The sequence below is a fragment of the Pseudomonas putida genome (assembly GCF_001636055.1).
GTDB classification, from domain to species: domain Bacteria; phylum Pseudomonadota; class Gammaproteobacteria; order Pseudomonadales; family Pseudomonadaceae; genus Aquipseudomonas; species Aquipseudomonas machongensis.
The window spans coordinates 5,439,560-5,458,898 of record NZ_CP011789.1; the positions used below are offsets into that span (position 1 = coordinate 5,439,560).

General features: G+C 66.8%; 13 protein-coding genes. 3 read left to right on the forward strand and 10 right to left on the reverse strand.

The features are described 5' to 3' along the window. Nucleotides 1–7 precede the first annotated feature (7 nt). From AB688_RS24400 to AB688_RS24410, 3 genes are read left to right on the forward strand one after another with little or no spacing between them, the layout of a single operon-like run. Entirely contained in the window at nucleotides 8–3,040 is a 3,033-nt protein-coding gene (locus tag AB688_RS24400; protein WP_063546184.1) for a porin, read from the forward strand. 10 nt (nucleotides 3,041–3,050) lie between these two features. Continuing rightward, on the forward strand, nucleotides 3,051–6,884 hold the full coding sequence (locus AB688_RS24405; RefSeq protein WP_063546186.1) for a filamentous hemagglutinin N-terminal domain-containing protein: 3,834 nt from the start codon (nucleotides 3,051–3,053) through the stop codon (nucleotides 6,882–6,884). 8 nt (nucleotides 6,885–6,892) lie between these two features. After that, nucleotides 6,893–8,734, forward strand: a complete 1,842-nt coding sequence (locus tag AB688_RS24410) for a hypothetical protein (RefSeq protein ID WP_063546188.1) — start codon at nucleotides 6,893–6,895, stop codon at nucleotides 8,732–8,734. A gap of 149 nt (nucleotides 8,735–8,883) precedes the next feature. Here AB688_RS24410 and AB688_RS24415 read toward each other — a convergent pair whose 3' ends face one another. From AB688_RS24415 to AB688_RS24460, 10 genes are all read right to left on the reverse strand, one after another. Beyond that, nucleotides 8,884–10,377 (reverse strand): CoA-acylating methylmalonate-semialdehyde dehydrogenase, encoded by a 1,494-nt coding sequence (locus tag AB688_RS24415; RefSeq protein WP_063546190.1) that lies wholly within the window; start codon nucleotides 10,375–10,377, stop codon nucleotides 8,884–8,886. Between the two features lie 4 nt (nucleotides 10,378–10,381). Further along, on the reverse strand, nucleotides 10,382–10,741 hold the full coding sequence (locus AB688_RS24420) for a RidA family protein (RefSeq protein WP_054894294.1): 360 nt from the start codon (nucleotides 10,739–10,741) through the stop codon (nucleotides 10,382–10,384). Nucleotides 10,742–10,830: 89 nt separating this feature from the next. Then, nucleotides 10,831–11,622: an IclR family transcriptional regulator gene (locus tag AB688_RS24425; protein ID WP_054894293.1), complete on the reverse strand. Its 792-nt coding sequence runs from the start codon at nucleotides 11,620–11,622 to the stop codon at nucleotides 10,831–10,833. Nucleotides 11,623–11,711: 89 nt separating this feature from the next. Further along, nucleotides 11,712–12,881 (reverse strand): NAD(P)/FAD-dependent oxidoreductase, encoded by a 1,170-nt coding sequence (locus AB688_RS24430; protein WP_063546192.1) that lies wholly within the window; start codon nucleotides 12,879–12,881, stop codon nucleotides 11,712–11,714. Further along, on the reverse strand, nucleotides 12,878–14,341 hold the full coding sequence (locus AB688_RS24435; RefSeq protein WP_063546194.1) for a 2Fe-2S iron-sulfur cluster-binding protein: 1,464 nt from the start codon (nucleotides 14,339–14,341) through the stop codon (nucleotides 12,878–12,880). The genes AB688_RS24430 and AB688_RS24435 overlap by 4 nt, the downstream gene beginning before the upstream one ends. Further along, nucleotides 14,338–15,159 (reverse strand): ABC transporter permease, encoded by an 822-nt coding sequence (locus AB688_RS24440; protein WP_054894290.1) that lies wholly within the window; start codon nucleotides 15,157–15,159, stop codon nucleotides 14,338–14,340. Before AB688_RS24440 ends, AB688_RS24435 begins: the two co-directional genes overlap by 4 nt. A 4-nt stretch (nucleotides 15,160–15,163) precedes the next feature. Continuing rightward, entirely contained in the window at nucleotides 15,164–16,048 is an 885-nt protein-coding gene (locus tag AB688_RS24445; protein ID WP_054894307.1) for an ABC transporter permease, read from the reverse strand. Next, nucleotides 16,045–17,127 carry an ABC transporter ATP-binding protein gene (locus tag AB688_RS24450; RefSeq protein ID WP_063546196.1) on the reverse strand — a complete coding sequence of 361 codons (1,083 nt, stop codon included), beginning with the start codon at nucleotides 17,125–17,127 and terminating at the stop codon, nucleotides 16,045–16,047. The genes AB688_RS24445 and AB688_RS24450 overlap by 4 nt, the downstream gene beginning before the upstream one ends. A 69-nt stretch (nucleotides 17,128–17,196) precedes the next feature. After that, nucleotides 17,197–18,228, reverse strand: a complete 1,032-nt coding sequence (locus tag AB688_RS24455; RefSeq protein WP_063546198.1) for an ABC transporter substrate-binding protein — start codon at nucleotides 18,226–18,228, stop codon at nucleotides 17,197–17,199. Nucleotides 18,229–18,278: 50 nt separating this feature from the next. After that, nucleotides 18,279–19,307, reverse strand: coding sequence for an ABC transporter substrate-binding protein (locus AB688_RS24460; protein ID WP_063546200.1), 1,029 nt, complete (start codon nucleotides 19,305–19,307; stop codon nucleotides 18,279–18,281). Nucleotides 19,308–19,339: the final 32 nt, after the last annotated feature.

Here is a 19,339-nt window from a genome sequence, read left to right on the forward strand (position 1 = left end):
ATCTGCCATGACCCGGACTTATCTCGCCGCCTCCGTGCGCCGGGCGTTGCACCCGCGCGCCCTGACCTTCCTCACCGCCGCCGTGCTCGCCGGCCAGGCCCAGGGTGAAACCCTGCCCAGCGCCGGCTCACTGTTCGACACCAACCGCGACAGCTTGCGCCCGGCGCAGCGCAGCCAGCAGCCCCAAGGCAACGTGCGCATCGAGGCCGAGGACGACCAGCGCCAGGCCCAGGGCACTACCCAGGCGGGCCCGTCGTTCAGCTTCAAGGTCACGGCCTTCAAGCTCACCGGCAACCGCGAGATCAGCGAATCGCGCCTGCAACAGGAATTGCAGAACGACCTCGGCCGCGAACTCGACCTCAACGGCTTGCGCGCCGCCGCCGACCGAGTCACCGCGCTGTACCGCAGCCGCGGTTACCTGGTGGCCCGCGCCTACCTGCCGCCGCAGGAAATCGAAGGCGGCGTGGTCACCCTTGAGGTGCGTGAGGGCAAGGTCGGCACGGTGCGCACCGAGCCGGGCCCGGGTGTGCGCCTGAATGCCGGCATGCAGCAGCGTTTCGTCGACGCACTGCCCAGCGGCAGCGTGATTCGCGAGCAGGACATGGAGCGCGTACTGCTGCGCCTCTCCGATATCGCCGGGGTTTCCGTGCGCGCGGTTCTGCAACCCTCGCGCCAGCCGGGCGCCGTCGACATCGTACTGAAGTTGAGCGAGATGACTGCCTGGACCGGCCGGGTCAGTTTCGACAACTACGGCAACTACTACACCGGCAGCAACCGGATGAGCACCAACGTCAGCCTCAACGACGCCTTCGGCTTCGGCGAGAGCCTGTACTTCAACAACCAGGCCAGCTTCGAGGGCCTGGATATCAAGGGCGTGGGCATGCGCTTGCCGCTGGGTGCCAGCGGCATCAGCGTCGGCGCCAGCTACGCCGAGATGGACTACAGCATCGGCAAGGGCCTGAAGACCGCCAACGCCAGCGGCAGCGCCGAGGTTTCGGCACTGTTCGTCGATGCCTCGCTGCTGCGCAGCCGCGACGCCAACATCGGCCTGAACCTGGCGCAGGAACACCGTTACTTCGACGACGCCGCTGGCGCCTTCGAGGTGCGCAAGAGCGCCGTGTTCCGAGGCCTGACCCTGTACGGCGACTGGCGTGACGGCTGGGCCGGCAGCAACCGCTGGAGCCTGGGCTATGGCATCGGCCACCTGGACAAGAACACCCCGCTCGACGCAGCCCTCGACGCGCTGACTGCCGAGGCCGCCGGCACCTACCACAAGGGCACCCTGTCGTTCAGCCGCCTGCAGGCGCTCGGCGGCGGTTACTCGCTGTATGCCGCCATCAGCGGTCAGTGGGCCGACAAGAACCTCGACAGCTCGGAGAAATTCACCCTCGGCGGCCCCAACGGCGTGCGCGCCTACGGGGTCGGCGAAGCGGCCGGTGACGAAGGCCTGCTCGGCCGGGTCGAGCTGCGCAAGTACCTGGGCAACATCCATGGCGCCATCGCCGAAGGTGCGCTGTTCGCCGATGCGGGGCGGGTGAAGGTCAACAAGAAGCCCTGGGACGACAGCGAGAACAGCCTCAGCCGCCACGGCTACGGGGTGGGCCTGAACATCTATCACCGCGACCTGGTGATGAACGCCAGCCTGGCCTTCTCCAACGGCGACGGTCCGACCAGCGACGAGCGCGACGCCAAGCGTTTCTGGCTCTCGGTCAGCGGCTCGCCGCAGGCCTTCGCGGGCCTGGCCAAAGACCTCGGCACCCGCGAGGACTTTCGTGACAAGAGCACCGAGCTGACCCTCTACGGCTCGCTGGGCCTGGTGCCCGAGTACGTCGATCGGCGCGACTCGACCCGCGCGGCCCCCGCCGACCAGAGCAAACTGGCCACGCCCAACGGGCGCAACATGAACAGCTACCTGCGTGCCCGCGACAACGTTTCTTATGTCGGTGCCCGTGCCGGTATCCCGATCAACGACACCTCGCGCTTCCTGTGGCAGCTCGAATACGGCATCTCGGTCAACTACACGCTGTCGGGCGACGAAACCGCGCCCAAGTCGATTTCGCCCAACACCCGCCTGCGCAACTCCGCCGTGGCCTTCGACGACGACCGCTACGGCACCCTGCTCTACGGGGTCTGGGACATGCCGCTCAAGGAGAGCACCACCAGCCTCGATCCGTTCAACGGCAAGACCGCTGGCGCCTACTACAACATCATCGGCTCGCCGGGCTTCAACGTCAGCATGGCCAGCAACGTCAACGGCCCGGCCAGCAGGGCCGACAGCAGCGAAAGCTCCGATGCCGCGTTCAACCGGCGCCAGTCCGGCATGGTCGCCTGGTGGTCGCCGGAGTGGAACGGCCTGACGCTCAAGCTGGCCTACTCCAACAACGGCACCCGAGCCGCCGAAGACGTCGACAACGGCTACCTCTATGGCGGCAGCCTGACGTACCAGAACGGTGGCTTCACCGCGGTGGCTGCGGCCGAGCGCCATGTCGACTACTTCGGCATCGCCAGCCTTGGCCGCAACTCGCGTGGGGTCGGCAGCAACACCCACGTCACCGACGGCACATCGTCCAACGACTACAGCTACCGCCTGGGCCTGGGCTACCAGATCGGCAACACCCAGCTGTCGCTGGTGGCAGACGAACTGCACTACGCCGAGGATGGCGTGGTGAACAACAGCCTCAACGTCAGCGACCTGTCCGACTACAAGCGCCGCGCCTACATGCTCGGCGTCAGCCACCGCCTCGGCGCCTGGCGCCTGCGTGCCAGCTACGCCCGCGCCCTGGCCGGCGATTGCAAGATGATCTCGGCGGCCGGTTATCAGTGCGACACCAGTGGCATGGGTGCACGCCAGTACGCCCTGGGCGTGGGTTATCGCCTGAGCCGCAACAGCGAGATCTTCGCCCACTACGTGCTGCTGCAGAACGAGTCGCTGGCCAACTACAACTTCGCCGTGGTCGGCGCCTTTGCCGCCAGCGGCTACTCGCCGGGCGTGGGCACCACGATCAACGCCATCGGCACCGGCTTCAACTATTCGTTCTGAGGAGACGACCATGCACGCCACCCTTTCCCGTCGTCGCCAACGACCGACACTCAAACCCCTGGCCCTCGCGGTACTTTGCGCCGTGCACGGCCTGATGCCGCAGCACGCCATGGCGCTGGACGCAGGCGCCCTGCCAACGAACGGCCAGATCACCTCCGGCAGCGGCGGCATCAGCCAGGCCGGCAATGTGCTGGACGTGACCCAGAACAGCCAGCAGTTGATCGCCACCTGGGAGCGCTTCAACATCGGCAAGGACGCCCAGGTCAACTTCCACCAGCCCAACGCCTCGGCGGTCGCGCTGAACCGGGTGACCGCCAGCGACGCCTCGCAGATCCTCGGCCAGCTCAACGCCAACGGCCAGGTGTACCTGATCAACCCCAGCGGCGTGCTGTTCGGCAACGGTGCGTCCGTCAACGTCGGCGGCCTGGTCGCCAGTACCCTGGATATCAACGACGACGACTTCAAGGCCGGTCGCCTGCGCTTCCAGGGTGACGGCCAGCGCGGCGCGGTGATCAACCAGGGCACCCTGCGCGCCGCCGACGGTGGCAGCGTTGCCCTGCTCGGCGGCGAGGTGCGCAACGAAGGCGCGGTGATCGCGCGGATGGGCTCGGTGGTGCTCGGCGGCGGCGAGAAGATTACCCTCGACTACAACGGCGACGGCCTGATCAACCTGCAGGTCGATGAAGCGGCAGTCGGTGCCAGCGTCGCCAACCGCGGCCTGCTGCAGGCCGACGGCGGCACCGTGCTGATGAGCGCGCGCACCAGCGATGCAATGGTCGGCAGCGTGGTCAACAACGAAGGCGTGATCGAGGCGCGCAGCCTGCAACAGCGCAACGGCCGGATCGTCCTGGACGGCGGCGACAATGGCATGGTCGCCAACAGCGGGGTGATCGACGCCTCCGGCCGTGGCGCAGGCGAGCATGGCGGCAACGTGACCCTGACCGGCGAATACGTCGGCCTGTTCGAGCAAGGCCGCATCGACACCTCCGGCAGCACCGGCGGCGGCACCGTACTGCTGGGCGGCGACTACCAGGGCAGCGGCCCGCTGCACCAGGCCACGGCGACCTACATGGGCGAGAATGCGCGCATCGAGGCCAACGCACTGGGCGACGGCGACGGTGGCAAGGTCATCCTCTGGTCGCGTGACAGCACCCGCTTCGAAGGAGTGATCAGCGCCACGGGCGCCGGTGCCGGCAAGGGCGGGCTGGTCGAGACCTCCGGCAACGCGCTGGACGTCACCGGCCTGGTCAACCTGGCGGCAGCGTCCGGCCAGGGCGGCACCTGGCTGCTCGATCCGTTCAACATCAACATCACCAGCGGTGCCAGCAATGGCACCTCCAGCAGCAGCCCATTCACCCCCAACGCCGGGCGCAGCTCCAACCTCAGCTCGGCGACGCTCAACGCTTCGCTCAGCGAAGGCGCCAATATCATCGTGCAGACCTCTTCCGGGGCGGGCACCTCCGGCGACATCAACGTCCTGGACAACGTCAAGGCCCGAGGCAATGCCAGTCTGACGCTGATCGCCCACCGCAACGTCAACATGAACGGCACCAGCATCAGCAACGCCGACGGCAAGTCGCTGAACGTCTCGATGCTGTCGAACTTCAACAACAGCGGCAACGGCTCCATCGCTCTGAACAACGCCACCATCAACACCAACGGCGGCAAGCTCACCCTCGGCAGCGCGGCCGACCCGGTCAACGGCTACGCCAGCACCAACGTCAGCAACGGCACGGGCGTGGCCATCAGCAACGGCACGCGGATCACCACCAACGGTGGCGACATCAGCCTCCGTGGCGCGACCTCGAGTACCCTGGCATCAGGCGCCAGCGCCACGGCGGTGAGCATCTCGGGCAGTACCCTGGATGCCGGTGGCGGCAACATAAACATCATTGCCCGCCAGGCCAGCACCAGCGGCACAGGCGATGCCTTCATCCTCACCGGCGGCAGCAACCTGCTCACCGACGGCGCAGGCTCCATCGCCATCAGCGCCGACAACCTCGGCGGCGGCAACGGCGCGCGGGTGTTCAGCACCAGCAACAACATCGCCGCCCGCGGCGCGGGCAATGTCACCCTCAGCGGCAATGCCGTTTCAGGTTTCGGCGTGCTGGTCTGCTCCACCGCAGCAGGCTCCACGCAGAATCTTTCGGTGGGCAGCGGTACGCTTACGGTCAAGGGCAGTAGCGCCAGCAACCGCGGCCTGTATGTAGCCGCCTCCGGCACCGGCGCGGTCAACCTGCGCGGCGACAACGGCGGGCGCATCGTGCTCGGTGGCGACAGCGGCGGCAGCTATGGCACCGCGCTCAACGTCACGGGCGCCAGCGCTTCGATCAACCTGACCAGCGCTGGCGACATCACCGTCGAAGGCAATACCACTGGCGGCAGCACCCCGGCCCTGGCGCTGATCGCGGCGGGCAACGGCAACGCCAACACACCGGGCTCACGCATCAACATCGCCAGCAGCGCAGGCGACGTGCGGCTCAGAGCCGACAACGCGGTGATCAACACCGGCTCCGGCTCGTTCCGTGCGCTCTACCTGGATGCCAGCGGCGACTACTCGAACATCCGCGTCAACAGCGCCAGCGGCAACCTGGTGCTGGAAGGCACCAGCGCCTCGGGGCGCGGCGTCGACATCGCGCCATCCGGCCGTGGCGCCGCCATCGACCTGGGCAGCGACAGCGGCGATGTGCTGATCAGCGGCACCAGCAGCAACAGCTGGGGCGGCTACGGCATCTTCCTCAACTCCACGGGCAGCTCGCGCGGCGTAGCCATCACCACAGGGACTGGCAACATCACCCTGCGTGGCGACTCGGTCGGCACCTCCGATGCCATCGCCCTGGGCGGCAGCGGCACCGCCTCGACCAACCGCATCAGTTCCAAAGGCGGCAACATCCTGCTCGACGGCCACTTCCACTCGCCCAACAACGACGAACTGGACCACGGTATCGCCCTGCTCAGCGTCACCAACATCATCCAGACCACCGGCTCCGCCAATGTCAGCCTGGTCGGCCGCGCTACCGCCGCAGGTGATGCCATCGACTTCTACAGCAGTGGCATCAACCGCCTGAGCGTCGAAAACGGCACCCTCAGCCTCGACGGCAGCGCGGTCGCTGCCCATGGCATCAGCATGCTCACCGGGCAGACCGACCTGCGCGCCACCGGCAGCGGCTCGATCAGCCTCCAGGGCTATTCGCAGCAGGCCAACGGCATCCACTTCTACCCCTCAAGCGCCAGCAGCTCGGTCACCATCGCCACCCAGGATGGCGCCATCAGCCTGAACGGGCGCAGCGACGGCGGCGCCAACGGCAACGGCGTGTTCCTGCGCACCGGGCCCAATGGTGTGATGATCCAGTCGGCAGGTGGCGATATCAGCCTGAGCGGCACCGGCAGCAACGGCGCCACCGGCATCACCTTCAACGGCTCGGGCAGCGGTGCCAACAGCCTGATCGCCGCTGGCCACGGCAACCTGACCCTCACCGCCCGCAGCGACAGTGGCACGGCGCTGAACTTCGCCAGCGGCAGCAACCTGCTGCAGGTCGACGACGGTGTGCTGCTGATCGATACCGACAGCGACAGCGGCGCCTATATCGTCCACGGCAGCGACAGCACCACCCTCACCGCCAACGGCGGCGCGGTGCTGCAGCGCCTGGGCGGGCTGGTCAACGCCACGCTGCTCGAGCGCAGCAGCGCCGATGTGCGGGGCTACCAGCAAAAACAGATGGCCAACGCCAACTGGAGTCAGGTGCTCTACCCTGACTACCGGCAAACGCCGTTGCAGCCGCAGCTCGACCAGATCCACCTGGACCTGGCCCTGCTCGGCGACGACACGCTCGCGCAAGACTGAGGCCCGCCATGAACCAGACCCCGTTCGCGCTGGAACACTTCGAACAGCTCTGCTACACGCGCCAGCACGAGGAGGCGGCGCGCGAGCTGGTGCGCCTGCTGCTGATCATCGACCGCCACTACGGCAAGCTGTCCGGGGAGTTCAGGCTGTCGGTGTCGCCGGCAGTGCCCGAGGACGAACTCGAAGCCCACGTGCTGACGCGCCTGACCTGCGCGATCAGCGCACTGTTCAGCGATCCGCAGTTCCAGATCAGCCCCGGTGGCTTCGACCAGCTGATCAACTTCCAGCGCTGGCTGTCGGCGCTGTTCGCCGCCAGCGCCTTCATCAACGCCGACCACATCCTGCGCACCCTCAACCTGCACGGCCAGGACAGCCAGCGCTTCGAAGTGGCGCCGGAACAACAGGTGAAGTTCTGCATTCTCTACTCGCCGGAGTCGCAGTTGCCGCTGGATGTGGAACTGTTGTGGACGCAGAACCCGCAACTGGCGATGGCGCTGTTCATGGCCCTGCTGTCGCCGCGCTTTCTCGGCACGCCTGCGGCGCACTCCAAGCGCGAGGTGCTGCTGGCCTGGCTGCCCGAACGGCTGGACAGCCTCGACAGCCTCGATCAGTTGCCGCTGGCGATCATCCACGACGTGTACATGCACTGCAGCTACGCTGACCTGCCGCAGCGTCACCGCATCAAGCGTTCGATCTGCCGCCTGATCGAGCGCAAGCTGGACGCCGAAGGCATCGCCTCGCTGCCTGCGCCAGCCAGCACGCGCCAAGGCAAGCCGCGCATGCTGGTGGTGCTGGAATGGTTTTCCGGTGCTCATTCGATCTACCGCACCCACTCGCGCACCCTGGAAGCGGCCCGTGAGCATTTCGAGCTGTGGGCAGTCGGCTATGCCAACAATGTCGACGAATTGGGGCGCAAGGTGTTCGACCGCTTCATCGAACTCAAGGCCCCGGACGACCTGCTCGCCTGCGTGCGCCAGGTGCGCAGCCTCGCCGAACAAGCGCGCCCGCAGGTGCTGTACATGCCCAGTGTCGGCATGTTCCCGCTCACCCTGTTCGTCGCCAACCTGCGCCTGGCGCCGTTGCAGGTGGCCGCGCTCGGGCACCCGGCGACCACCGGCTCGCGGCATGTGGACTACATCAGCGTCGAGGAGGACTTCGTCGGCGACCCTGCGTGCTTCAGCGAGCGCCTGCTGCTGTTGCCCAGCGACGGCCAGCCGTACCGCCCCTCGGCAATCGAAGTCAGGCTCGGTGCCCGCGAACGCCTCGACAGCCCCGAGGTGGCCATTGCCGTGGCGGCCACCACCATGAAGCTCAATCCGAAGTTTCTCCAGGCCTGCCAGCAGATCGTCGAGCGCAGCAGCGAGCGCCATGGCCGCCGCGTGCGCCTGCACTTTCTCATCGGCCAGGCGCAGGGGTTGCTCTATCCGCAGCTACAGCGCCTGATCCGCCGCTATGTCCCGGATGCCGTAGTGCACCCGCACCAGCCTTATGCGCAGTACCTGGACACCTTCGACCGTTGCGACCTGTTCCTCAGTCCGTTTCCGTTCGGCAACACCAACGGCATCATCGACGCCTTCACCTTGGGGTTGCCGGGGGTGTGCAAGACCGGGCCGGAGGTGTTCGAGCATATCGACGAGGGGTTGTTCAGGCGGGCGGGGTTGCCTGGGTGGACCATTGCCGCGACGGTGGAGCAGTACATCGAGGCGGCAGTGCGCATGGTGAGCGAGCCGACGCAGCGTGGCGCGCTGTATGCGCATCTGGGGAGTGGAAAGCCGTTACAGCGGTTGTTCGAGGGCAGGCCGGAGATTTTTGCCGAGCATTTGCTGGCATTACTGGCGTGCCGTAGCTGAGTGTTGTGGTGGCCTGACCGGCCCTTTCGCGGGCAAGCCCGCTCCCACATGAGCTGCCCCCCAAAAGCGGACGGGTGTCCAACATTTGAGAGGCTGCTCATAAACCTGCAGGAGCGGGCTTGCCCGCGAAAGCGCCAGTCAGATCATCCTCAAAGGCTAGGGAACGCGAACTGCGACGCCTCGTGGCTCTTGCGCTGCGGCCAGCGCTGGGTAATCGCCTTGCGACGGGTATAGAAGCGCACGCCATCCGGCCCATAGGCATGCAGGTCGCCAAACAGCGAGCGCTTCCAGCCACCAAAGCTGTGGTAGCTCACCGGCACCGGCAACGGCACGTTCACACCCACCATGCCTACTTCGATCTCGTCGCAGAACAGCCGTGCGGCCTCGCCATCGCGGGTGAAGATGCAGGTGCCGTTGCCGTATTCGTGATCGTTGATCAGTTGCATGGCCTGCTCCAGGCTCTGCACGCGCACCACGCACAGCACTGGCCCGAAGATCTCCTCCTGGTAGATGCGCATCTGCGGCGTCACCCGGTCGAACAAGGTACCGCCAACGAAGTAGCCGTTCTCGTTGCCCGCCACCGAGAAACCGCGACCATCGACCACCAGCTCGGCCCCTGCCGCGACACCATCGTCGATATAGCCCAGCACCTTGTCGCGTGCAGCCGCCGTCACCAGAGGGCCCATGTCCAGACCACACTGGGTGCCGGCACCGATCTTCAGCGCCTTGATCTGCGGCTCCAGCTTGGCGATCAGCGCATCGGCAACCTGGTCGCCCACGCACACCGCCACCGAGATCGCCATGCAGCGCTCGCCGCACGAGCCGTAGGCGGCGCCCATCAACGCGTTGACCGCATTGTCCAGCTCGGCATCGGGCATCAGCACCGCATGGTTCTTCGCCCCGCCCAACGCCTGCACACGTTTGCCGCGCTTGGTGCCTTCGGCATAGATGTATTCGGCGATCGGCGTCGAACCGACAAAGCTCAGCGCCTTGACTTCCGGAGCCTCGATCAGCGCGTCCACCGCCTCTTTGTCGCCATGCACCACGTTGAGAATGCCCTTGGGCAGGCCAGCCTCATGCAGCAGTTGGGCGATGAACAGGGTCGAGCTCGGATCGCGCTCCGAGGGTTTGAGGATGAAGGCGTTGCCGCAGACGATGGCCAGTGGGTACATCCACAGCGGCACCATCGCAGGGAAGTTGAACGGAGTAATCCCGGCCACCACGCCCAGCGGCTGGAAGTCGGACCAGGCGTCGATGTTCGGGCCGACGTTGCGGCTGTACTCGCCCTTGAGAATTTCGGGCGCAGCACAGGCGAACTCGACGTTCTCGATACCGCGCTTCAACTCGCCGGCGGCATCCTCGATGGTCTTGCCGTGCTCTTCGCTGATCATCTGCGAAATGCGCGCCTCGTTCTGCTCCAGCAGTTGCTTGAAGCGGAACATCACCTGGGCGCGCTTGGCCGGTGGCGTGTTACGCCAGGCCGGGAACGCGGCCTTGGCCGAATCGATGGCCGCCTGCACGGTGGCACGGTTGGCCAGTTCGAGTTGATGGATGACCTGGCCGGTGGCGGGGTTGAACACCTCGGCAGTGCGCCCGCCGCTGGCGACCGATTCGCCGTGGATCAGATGCTTGATCGTCGCCATGACCTTACTCCTTGACTGCGGCCTGAACGGCGATTTCAACGAGGATATTCTCGGCGGCAAGGTTGGCCTCGACGGTAGCGCGGGCTGGCAGTGCATCCTTCGGTACCCAGGCGTCCCAGGCGGCGTTCATTTCGGCGAAGTCCTGCACCGCGTGCTTGAGCCACACCTGGGCGAAGAGGATGTGCGACTTGTCGGAGCCGGCCTCGGCGAGCAGCTCGTCGATGCGCGCCAGCACCTGGGCGGTCTGGCCACGCACGTCCTGGGTACGGTCGGCCGGGACTTGGCCGGTGACATAGACGATGCCGTTGTGCACGAGGGCGTGGCTGAGGCGGTTGTTGTTGGGCTGGAAACGTTGGATGGACATGGTTGGCTCCTGGGGTTGGGCTGGTTTTTGGGCAAAGCGGTGCCGTGCAGGAGCGGATTCACCGCTCCCACAGGGCTTCACAGGTTTTTTCAGGTCAAAGGGCGCAGGCTGCGCACGGCACTGGCAATCGAACGCGCGGTGTTGATCACCTTCGGCGCCAGGTCCTTCCTGGCCTCCTCCAGGCTCCAACGCCCCAGCGGCACGGCGACGTTGACCGCGCCCAGCGGGTAGCCATCGGCATTGACCACCGCCGCCGCCACGCTGATGTCACCGACGTAGTACTGCTCGCTGGCGAAGGCATGGCCGTCCTTGCGCGCATTGGCGATGATCTCGCGCAGGCGCTCGCGGTCGGTCACAGTGCTGGAGGTGTGCGCGATCAGCTGCGAGGCATCGAGGATGGCCTCGCTCTCGCGCTCCGGCAGCGCCGCCAGGTAGGCACGGCCGGCGGCGGTGCAGTACATCGGCAGGTGACGGCCCAGTGGCACGTGGATCGGGATCTGCTTGTGGCTGGGGAAGCGCGCCACATAGAGCATGTCCATGCCGCAGGGCTCGAGCAGGTTGCAGCTCTCGCCGGTGTCGCGGTTGAGCTCGTGCAGGTAGGGGTTGGCGCGCTCGACCAGCTCGCTGGTCTGCAGGTAGCCCGAGCCCAGGTCGAGCGAGCGCGGGGTCAGGCGATAGCGCTTGGTCACGGCATCCTTGGCCAGGTAGCCGAGGGTTTCGAGGGTGTACACCGAGCGCTGCACCGTGCTCTTGTTCAGGCCCGTGGCTTCGGCCAGCTCGACCAGGTTCATGCTCGGCCGGCCACTGCGAAACGCAGTGACGACCGCCAGCCCCTTGGACAGGGCGGTGACGAACAGGGGCGATTCTTCAGCGGCGCTCATGGCGTTCGATCCTTTTTTGACAGCTCTGAGGGAGGCAACCCGGACGGCCGGCTCGGCCGCCGCGAAAGGATGCTCCCATTCACGGTTGTTCATTCGAAATGACTCAGCACGATGCCCGGCTCGACCACCGGACGCCCTTGTACGAAGCGCTCGACAGCGAAGGGTTTCATGCGTTCGTCCACCGTCCCTTCGACGATGGCCCTGGCCAGCAGCTCGCCGGCCGCCGGCGCCCCGGCATGGCCGTAGCACCAGCCGGCACTGACGAACAGCCCCGGCAAGGCGGGATGCGCCCCCAGCAATGGCCCGAAATCGGGCGAAATGTGGACCAGCCCGGCCCACTGGCGAAGGATACGCGCCTGGCCCAGTTGCGGGAACATCTCCATGTAGGCCTTGGCGGTCGCCGCCATCACCGGGACGTCGGCATTGAGGGTGTCCTGCGGGCGCTCGGCCACCTCGGCGCCGCCCACCACCTCGCCACGGGCGGTCTGGTGCATGTAGCAGAGCCGGTCGAGCAGGGCCACGGCCGGGCCGATCAGCGGGCGAGTCGGCTCCAGGGCCATGGCTTCGAGGCGCATCGGGTAACCCTCCAGCGGCACGCCGGCCATCTGCGCCAGGCTATTGCTGTTGGCGCCACCGGCCAGCACCACGACGTCGGCATCGATGCGTTGCTCCCCTACCCGCACGCCGCTGACGCGGCCCGCGCTGCGGTCGATGGCCGCGACCGGCGTGCGATAGCGCAGGGTCACGCCCAGGCGCTCGCAGGCCTTGTGATAGGCATGCATCGCCGCATGGTGCGGTGCCACGCCACTGCCCGGCAGATGCAGGGCGGCGCTGACCCGTTCGTGGGCCAGGGCCGGCAGCACCCTGCGCAACTGTGCCGGGTCGAGCAGCTGCGAATCGATGCCGCATTCGCGGTGCACTTCGCGGGTACGGTGCAGCAGTTCGGCGGTGGCCGTGCGCTCGCCGATCATGCTGTAGCCGCGCATCGAGTACATGACGTTCTCGCCCAGGCGCCGCGACAGGCCATGCCAGAGCTGGTTGGAGTAGGCAAAGAAGCGCGTCCACTCCACCGAGCTGAAGGCACCACGGATCAGCGTGCCGTTGCGCCCCGACGCACCGCCCTGCCAGTAGCCGGCATCCAGCACGAGAATGTCACGCACGCCGCGCTCGGCCAGGTTGAACGCCAGCGACAGGCCTTGGATGCCGGCGCCGACGATGAGGATGCTGCAGCGCTTGGGCAGCGGGGCATTCAGGTTCATTGCAGAGGCTCCACGACGTCGCAAAGACCGGCGGCCTGGGCCACGGTCAGGGCCCGGCGCGGCGGGCGCAGGGTCGGTCGGGCCAGTTGCAGCACGGGCACGCCGAGGCGTCCGGCGACGTAGGCTCGCAGCGAGTCCCAGCACGGTTGGCCCTGGCACGGGCCCATGCCGCAGGAGGTCAGGCGCTTGATCACCTCCAGGTCGTCGATGCCTTGCTCCAGCAGTTCATCGACCTCGCGTCCGGATACGTCGAAGCAGGGACACAGCAACACAGCAGCATCCTGCGCGGGGGTCAGCGCCGGGTCCGGTTCGGCGGCGCTGCCTGCGCGGCGTAGCGAAGAACGCGAACCGACCAGTTGCAGACGCCCGCTGGCCGAGGCCTGGAAGCTCAGGCTGTCGTCGAACAGCCCGGGGCCGGCCAGCACCAGCGCATCGCAGGGCTGCAGGCGCTCGAGTTGTACAGCCCTGACCCGGTTGTGCCCCACGACCCGCTGCAGCTCACTGACCTCGGCCACGGCCACCACCTGCACCCCCAACTGGCGCAGGCGGTTGGCCAAGGCCTGCTGTTGCCCGTCGCCAAGCACGACCACCGATTTGCCCGGCGCAATGCGGCGGTCGCTGGCCAGCGCCAGGGCCGTGCGCGCATCCATCACCCCGGGCAGCCAGGCACCGGCGACCAAGGTCGGCACCACCCTGCGCCCGGTGGCCAGGACCACCTCGCCGGCCTCCAGAGCCACGGCGCCGCGTGCAGAATCGATCGGTGCGCCGAGCAGCAGGCGACCTTCACGGTAGGCACCGAACACCTCCACCCCGAACAGGCAGCGCACCCGCGGATCGAGCGTCGGCAGCGCAGCACCGGCTTGCCGGGCATAGCGCGCGGGCGACTCGCCACGGGACACCAGCAGCACCTCGCGCCCCTCCTGCACAGCCCGGTTGGCCGCTGCGCAGCCAGCAGGCCCGGCACCGATCACCAACACCTCGGCTCGCAGCCGCTGGCCTGGCGGAGGTGGGCCGGCGAAGCCCTGGTCGGCGGGCTCGGCCACCCCGGCCAGGAACGCCAGCAACGCCTCCCAGTGCTGGAACAGTCGACCACCGCTGGGCACCAGGTTGCTCTGTTCGAAACCGCCCTTGATCCAGCCGGACGGCACCAGCCGCGCCAGGCGCAGCAGGTCGAAGCGTGGGCTCGGCCAGCTGTTCTGCCGACTGACCTGCATGCCTTCGCGCACCAGGCACTGGTCCAGGCGCACGTTGGGTACGCCATCGACACGCGCCAGCACGCCCGTGGTGTAGAGCCCCGACAGGCCCATGGGCCGGTGCGTCTTGCGCGTCCAGGCCAGGCCGCGAATGCCGTTGGCCAGCAGTGCCTGGGCGACGCTGTCGCCAGCCAGGGCCTGCAGGCGGCGGCCGTTCCAGCTGAAGCTCAGCGGCGCGCCACTGGCGCCTGGCAGGCGCAGCCTCATGACTCGCTCCGGCGCTGGGCGCGACGCTGCGCAGTGAGGCTGACCGCCAGCATGATGATCGACAACAGCGTCATCAAGGTGGCGACCACGGCGATCAGCGGATCGATCTCCGAACGCAGCGAGCTGAACATGCGCTTGGTCAGGGTCGCACTGTCGCCGCCGCTGATGAACAGCGAGATCACCGCCTCATCCAGCGACACGGCGAATGCCAGCATGGCCGCAGACACCACCGAGAAGCGGATCTGCGGCAGGGTCACGTCGAAGAATGCACGCAGGCGGCTGGCGCCAAGAATGCAGGCGGCGTGCTCCTGGGTCATGTCGTAGCTCTTGAGCCCGGCGCCGACGTTGATGATCACGTAGGGCAGCGCCAACAACGTATGCGCCAGCACCAGCCCCGGAATGCTGTTGTTCAGGTCGAGCCGCGCATAGACGAAGAACAGGCCGATGGCGATGAAGATCGACGGTACGATCATCGGCGCCATCATCAACCCGCGCAGCACACCCAGGTAGCGTTGCTGGCTGTTGTGCAGGGCGTAGGCCGCCGCGGTGCCCAGGGTGGTGGCCAGGATCATGGTCAGGGTCGCGGTGATCAGCGAAATGCGCGTTGCGCTCTGCCACTCGATCGAGGCGAAATAGCTGAAGAACGGCTGCAGGCTCAGCGACTTGGGCGGAAAGCTCAGGTAGCGCGCATCCGACAGCGACATCGGCAGCACGATCAGGGTTGGCGTCAGCAGGAACACCATGATCGCCAGCACCAGCAAGTACAGCCAGGCGCGGCGGGCGGCCAGGCCCAGCCAGTGGTTCAGGGGTCGGTTCATGGCTTCACTCGCTGCGCCGGCCCAGGCCGGCGATCTTCTTGACGATGAACAGGATCAGCAGGGTGGCCACCAGCAGCACCACGCCCAGCGACGAGGCAGCGCCCCAGTTGGCGTACATCGACACATCGCTCTCGATGCGCATCGACAGCATCTGCACCTTGCCGCCACCGAGCAGCGCCGGGGTCACGTAGAAGCCCAGGCTGAGCACGAACACCAAGGTCGCGCCCGCGGCCAGGCCCGGCAGCGACAGCGGCAGGAACACATCGCGAAACGCCCGCACCGGCGATGCGCCGAAGGTCGAGGCGGCCTGCAGGTACAGCGGGTTGATGCTCTTCATCGCCGCATACAGCGGCAGCACCATGTAGGGCAGCATGATGTGGGTCATGCCGATCACCGTGCCGGTGAGGTTGTGCACCAGCGCCAGCGGCGCGTCGACGATGCCCAGCGAGGTCAGCACGTCGTTGACCAGGCCGCGCCGCTGCAGCAGCACCAGCCAGGCGTAGGTGCGCACCAGCAGCGAGGTCCACAGCGAGATCAGCAGCAGCGCCATCGCCAGGCCCGCCAGGCGGCGCGGTGCGTGGACCATGAAGTAGGCGTAGGGATAGCCGAGCAACACGCAGACCACGGTGACGATCAGGGCGATCTTGAAGGTCTGGGTGAACGCCAGCACGTAGATCGGTTGCAGCAGGCGCGTGTAGTTCTCGGCGCTGAGGTTGCCGTCGGCATCGAACAGCGACAGGCCGAACAGCCAGCCGATTGGCAGCACGAAGGTCACCAGCACCAGCAGCAGTGCCGGCAGCATCGGCGAGAGCAGGAACCAGCCGTGGCGCTTGCCCGCGCGTTGCAGGGCCTGGCCATGCAGCGCGCCTTGCAGGTTGAGCGCAGTCATGCCGAGTCCCCCACGATCAGGCTGTCCTGCGGGTGCAGGCCGAGCACCACGCGATCGCCCCGCGTTGGCAGGCGGTCACCGGAGGAGCTGCGCGAGGGGCGGCGGATCGACACCTGCGTGCCCTCGCCCAGGTCCACTTGCAGCAACTGGCTTTCGCCCTGGTAGATGACGTCGTGGACCTGCCCACGGAACAGGTTCAGGCCCTGCTGGCCGTCATCGACGAAGCGCAGTTTCTCGGGGCGCAGGAGGATGCTCGGGTTGTTCAGGCAGCCTTCGCTGAACACCGCCTGCAACGGCTGGTCGCGGAACCACGCCCTGCCCTCGCGCATGGCAACCGGCAGGAACGACGACTCGCCGACGAACTCGGCGATGAAGCGGTTAGCCGGGCGTTCATAGAGGCTCTCGGGGGTGTCGATCTGCTGGATCCGGCCTTGGCTCATCACCGCGATGCGGTCGGACATGGTCAGTGCCTCGCGCTGGTCATGGGTGACATAGACCACGGTCATGCCCAGGCGCTCGTGCAGGCGGCGGATCTCCAGCTGCATGGTTTCGCGCAGGCGTTTGTCCAGCGCCGACAGCGGCTCGTCCATCAGCAGGATCTTCGGCTCGAAGACGATCGCCCGGGCCAGGGCGATACGCTGGCGCTGGCCACCGGACATCTCGTCGATGCGCCGCCCGACCAGCTTGTCCAGCTCGACCATTTCCAGCGCCTCGCCAACCCGCTTGCGGATCTCGTCACGGCTGTAGCCGCGCAACTTCAGTGGGTAGGCGACGTTCTGGAACACGTTCATGTGCGGGAACAGTGCGTAGTTCTGGAACATCATGCCCAGGTCGCGTTTGTGCGGCGGCTCGAACACCATTTCCCGCCCGCCGAAGCGGATGCTGCCGGCGTCCGGGCGCACGAAGCCGGCCAGGGCCATCAGCAAGGTGGTCTTGCCCGAGCCGGACGAGCCCAGCAGCGACAGGAACTCGCCACTGCGGATGTTCAGGGAGACGTCATCGAGCGCGGCAAAACTGCCGTAGGTCTTGGTGACATGCTCGATGTCGATGGAGGTCGAGAGCTTCGTATCTTCAGACATGGTCAGACTCGGGGCCGCAAGCGGCACGGAACACGGGTTATGACGCGGGCCAGCACGGCCCGCCTCGTCCTAGTGGGCGATGAACAACTCGAAACGCTGCTGCACCGCCTGCTGGTTCTGCACCCACCAATGCGGGTCGATCTTCGCCACCTTGGCAATGTTCTGCGGCGAGGTCGGCAGACGACTGGCCTGCTCGGCGCTGATCAGGCCGACCTCGTAGGCGCGGCTGTTGACCGGCGCGTAGGGGATCAAGGTCGCCAGCGTCGCCTGGCTGGTCGGCTGCATGATCTGGTTGATCACACGCATGGCCAGGTCCTTGTTCTGCGCACCGCGCGGCACGATCAGGCAGTCGTAGCTGAGGATGGCGCCATCGAAACTGTAGTCGACCGCATCGTCGGACTTGGCCACCTCGGCCACGCGCCCGTTCCAGATCGCCAGGAAGTCCACCTCGCGGCTGCGCAGCAATTGCGCCGAATCGGCACCGGCGCTCCACCAGTTGACGACCTGCGGCTTGATCCGCTCCAGGGCCTTGAACGCGCGGTCGATGTCCAGGGGATACAGCTGCGCCGGGGCCACGCCATCGCCGATCAGCGCGGCCTCCAGCGTTTGCCAGGGCTTGGTGTACATGGCCCGTGCGCCTTTGACGTTGGGGTCGAAGAACGCCTGCCAGGTCTGGGCCACCGGCTTGCCGGTGTCTTTGGCCCAGGCCACCACCGAGGCGTAGGCATGGCTGGCGATCCAGTTGCTGCCGACCACGGCCGGGTCGATGTCACGGGTATCGATCACGCTTTTGTCCAGCGGCTCGGACAGCCCTTCTTTCTCGGCCTGCACGCAGTCGGTGATGCCCAGCTCGACCAGGTCCCACTTCGGCTTGCCCGACATCACCTGGGCGCGCACGGCGGCCAGGCCGTTCATGTTGTCTTCGCGGATGGCAATGTTCAGCGCCTTGGCGGCAGGTTCCAGGTACGCCTTGCGCTCGGCGTCCTGCAGGGCGCCACCCCAGCCGGCGAAGGTGATACCACCGTCGGCATGTGCCGTGGCAGCGAACAGCGCGCTGGCCAGCAGGCTGAACGCAGCGCCTTTGATCATGTGTTTGTGCATGTGCTTTTCTCCAGGTGCGCGCCCATTCGCAGCGGGCGCGGAAAGGTCGATCAGTTCTGGATGAACAGGTCGAAACGTTGCTGGAGTTCGGCCTGGCGACCTTGCCACCAGGCCGGGTCGAAGAAGGCCACCTTGTCGACGTTGGCAGGTGCCGTGGGCAGCTTGCTGGCCAGCTCCGCCGGGATGATGCCGGTGTCGAAGGCCTTGCTGTTGACCGGCGGATTGGGGATCAGCGTGGCAAGCATGGCCTGGCTTTGCGGCGACATGATCTGCGCGATCAGCTTCATGGCCTGGGCCTTGTTCGGCGCGCCCTTGGGCACTACCACGCAGTCATAGTCGAGCAGCGCCTTGTCGTAGGTGTAGTCCACCGGCTGGCCGGCCTTCTTCAGGTCTTCGACACGCGAGGCCCAGATAGCCAGGAAATCCACCTCATGGCTGCGCAGCAACTGCGCCGAGTCGGTGCCGCTGCTCCACCAGTTGACCACCTGCGGCTTGATCCGCTCGAGCACCTTGAAGGCGCGCTCGACGTCCAGCGGGTAAAGATCCTTGGGCGCCACGCCGTCGGCCAGCAGGGCCACTTCGAGCGTGGTGAACGGGTTGCGGTACAGGGCGCGCGGCCCCTTCACGGACGGATCGAAGAAGTCTTTCCAGGTCTGGGCCTTGGCGGCACCGCCTTCGGTGCTCCAGGCCAGGACCGTCGAATAGGCGTGGCTGGCGATCCAGTTCTTGCCGTAGAACCTGGGATCGACGCCCTCGGTCTTGATGACCGAGAAGTCCAGCGGCTCGGTCAGGCCTTCCTTCTCGGCCACCATGCAGTCGTTTGAGGCCAGCTCAACCACATCCCACTTGGGCTTGCCGGACATCACCTGGGCGCGCACCGCCGCCAGGCCGTCCATGTTGTCTTCCTTGACGGCGATGCCCAGGTTCTTCGCCGCGGGCTCCAGGTAGGCCTTGCGTTCGGCGTCCTGCAAGGCGCCACCCCAGCCGGCGAAGGTCACGCTTTCGGCCGCGTGGGCCTGCCAGGTGCACAGCCCCAGCAATACCGCCACGGTGCCTGCACGCCATTCGAATCGTTTCATGTTCAACCCCTGCATTTGTTGTAGTTAGACAG